The sequence below is a fragment of the Microbacterium sp. genome (assembly GCF_049661145.1).
Lineage (GTDB): Bacteria > Actinomycetota > Actinomycetes > Actinomycetales > Microbacteriaceae > Microbacterium.
This window is the reverse complement of record NZ_JBASZT010000305.1, coordinates 1-2,931: the sequence shown is the minus strand read 5'-3', so window position 1 is coordinate 2,931 and position 2,931 is coordinate 1. Positions and strand designations below refer to the sequence as shown.

At 71.6% G+C, this 2,931-nt stretch carries 1 protein-coding gene and 1 pseudogene; both read right to left on the bottom strand.

Translation table 11 applies throughout. The features are described from left to right. Positions 1-1,884, bottom strand: a pseudogene (locus WBP48_RS12990) (hypothetical protein); the annotation flags it as partial. Continuing rightward, the gene (locus WBP48_RS12985) at positions 1,881-2,810 is read right to left on the bottom strand and encodes a helix-turn-helix transcriptional regulator (protein WP_424441076.1); all 930 of its coding nucleotides are present in this window, start codon (positions 2,808-2,810) and stop codon (positions 1,881-1,883) included. The pseudogene WBP48_RS12990 and the gene WBP48_RS12985, both read right to left, overlap by 4 nt. Positions 2,811-2,931: the final 121 nt, after the last annotated feature.

The following is a 2,931-nucleotide window of genomic DNA, read 5'->3' as shown; positions in this document are numbered from 1 at the left end:
CGCGGCGGCAGCGCGAAGGATGTCGGCGGCTGCACCGACGTCGCCCCGTGCGGCCGCTGTCGTGGCCGTCGCGATCGCGATATCGGTGTCGAAGCACGACGACCAGGTCTCGGCCGTCAGGTGATCCAGGAGCAGCTGCGCATGGGTCAGCCGACCGCTCAGCGCACTGATGCCCACCGCGACCGACAGCAACCACGGTCGCATCGCGGCGCTCCACCTGCCCTCGAGTCCCGACACTTGCTGCGTGCGGTGCCACGCGGCCTCCGGCTCCCCGGCGAGCAGCTGCGCGAGCGCCCAGAGGTGGGCGAACTGGGTCCTGACCCCGTCATCGCCGGCGGCGAGGGCGTCCTCGTAGCCTCGGCGCGCCGCCATCGCACACGCGTGGGGGTGTTCACCCGCCCTGAGCTGCATCAGGAGCCGGGTCAGGCGCGCCGTCACGGCCGCCTCGGGGAACGATTCCGAGACAGCGCCGGAGTGCTGCTCGACCCACGAGAACCACTCGTGCGCTTCGTGTCGTCGCCCCGCTTCGTGCAGACACGTGGCGAGCGTCATCGCCGCGTAGCAGCGCGCCGTCAGCGGCGCATCGGCGTCCTCCGCCACCGAGCGCGACTCGCGGCAAGCGAGCTCGGTGCGTCCGTCGCGCCAATGCGCGGTCGCCCGCAGCGCACGTAGGATCGCATGGTCACCGATATCGCGGGTCGTCGCGCTCAGCTCGCCGAGCGCACGGGCGGGCCGGTGCTCGACCATGATGTCGAGAAACGCACGCAGAACCGCAGCCTCCAGCCGCTGCGGCACGGTGAGCTCGTCGGAGCCGAGCTCACCCAGGATCTCCCGCGCCGGGTCACCCCGCTGGATGTGGCTCAGCGTGTTCGCGAGCCGCAGGCGCTGGGCCGGCGTCGCCGGCAGGACGCGTGCACGCTCCAGCAACCGCACCCCGAGCTCCTCATCACGCTCGATGGTGCGTTCGGCCACGTCCAGTAGTTCGTCGACGTCGGGCGAGGCTGCCGAGTCCGACAGGAGCAGCGCCAGGCGCGCGGGCGCGTCGGAACGATCGTCGTCGTGGAGAGCGAGGCGCACGCGTTCCCGCACGCCCGCGACGATTCCCGGCGACACGACGCGCAGTACGTCGTCCCTCGCCAGCGTCGCCGACAGTCGTACCGAGTCGGATGCCACGTCGTACTCGACCAGCCCGCGCTCCTCGGCCGCCTCCAACCATCGGGCACCGCTGACCGCAACCGCGACTTCGGCGGGAAGCGAATCACCGACGGCGACGGCGACGACGGCGTCACGCTCTCCGCCGGAGAGCGAGGAGAGGATGCCGCCCGCGACGGGATCGTTGCCGAGCAGCGCGGCACGCAGATACCACCGCTGTCCACGCCGGACGAGCGCACCGGAGCGCATCGCTGCGCTCGCGATTCCTTGGGCGCGCCCGGGATTTCCCCGGGAAGCCTCCCGCAGGGCGATGACCGCCCGCTCATCGAGCGCGCCGCCCAGCGTCGATTCGACCGCGTCGCGAATGCCCGGCACGTCGAGGGGGGCGAGAGCACAGACGATCACCCGCGACCGCTGGAGCATCGCACGAACGTGGACCGGCAGCGCGTCCCACGACGGCGACGTGGCGGCCAGGAGCATCGTTTCGCGACGCTCGGTCGTGAGACTTCCGAGCGCGTCGCTCGATAGGCGGTGCGCATCGTCGACGAGCACAACGGCGGCAGGCGGCTGCTCAGCAAGGACACCCACTCGGATGCCCTCTGCCGTCATCCGCGCTCCCAGAGACGAAACGAGCCACGTCTTGCCGATGCCGCGCGGACCCGTCACCAGGACACTCCGCCGCTCGCGAACCGCGTGGCCCAGGCTCTCGAGGACCCGCTGCCGGTCGGTCATGGTCCGACCATGTCCATGTCGATGTCGTGTCGCCCCGGCGCCGCCGGCAGGACCCGCGTGAGCTCGCCTCTGCCGGCGATCCGCAGCTTGGCGTAGACCCGGGTGAGGTGGGTCTGGACGGTTCGGGCAGACAACCCGAGTGTCTCCGCCGCCTCCGCGTCGCTCAGTCCCCCCGCCACGAGGCGCGCGATCTCCGCCTCTCGCTCGGTGAGGACAGGGTGGTGCAGGGCGGCGATGACGGGGCTGGCGAGTCCGTCGGTGTCGTTGAGGAACTCAGCCAGGCGTGCGCTCTCCTGCGCGGCGGCCTCGCGTCGCCCGACGCGCCGATGCAGCAGCGCCGCCTGAGCCCATGCCTCGGCTGCGAACCAACGGTGTCCGGTTCGTATCAGCATCCGCGCGGCGTCGACGATCTGTTCGGCATTGCGATCCCGGACGCCTCTCGCGTGGCGCGCAATCGCCTCGTCGGTCTCGGTCTCGGGCGCGCCCAGGGTACGCAGCACGGCCGGCGCGCACGACGCATCGCCGTACCGCAGCGCGCCGTACCACGCCACCATCGCGAGATAGCGCTGACCGCGGGTCTCGGCGGCGACGGCGGCGTCGCGCGAGCGACGCGCAGCGAGTGACAGTCCGCCCGTCAGCGCGGCGACCGCCGCTTCCGCGATCCCGATGTCGGCTTCGTAGAGCGGCGCTCCCCCGTCCACGAGCAGCTGCCCGAGCAGTTCGGTCGCCTGATCGCGCTGACCACCGACGGCAAGAGCGCACACGAGCAGCGAGCGCACCCAGGGAAGGGATGCCTGGGTCCACGCTCCTTCCGCTGCGTGCGCCTCGTGCAGCAATCGCAATCCGGCGTTCGGGCGCGCATTCAGCACCAGGGACCACCCCCATTCGACCGCGAACTGCGCACGCACGCCGTCGTCGCCGGTCAAGTCCCGTTTCGTGGTGTAACTGTTGTTCCTCCGGTGGGTGGGGTTTAGAAGGGGGTGACGGTGTCGTGGTGGGCGACGTGGTCGGGGGTGTGGGGGTCGGGGCCGGTCCAGCCGGCGTCGG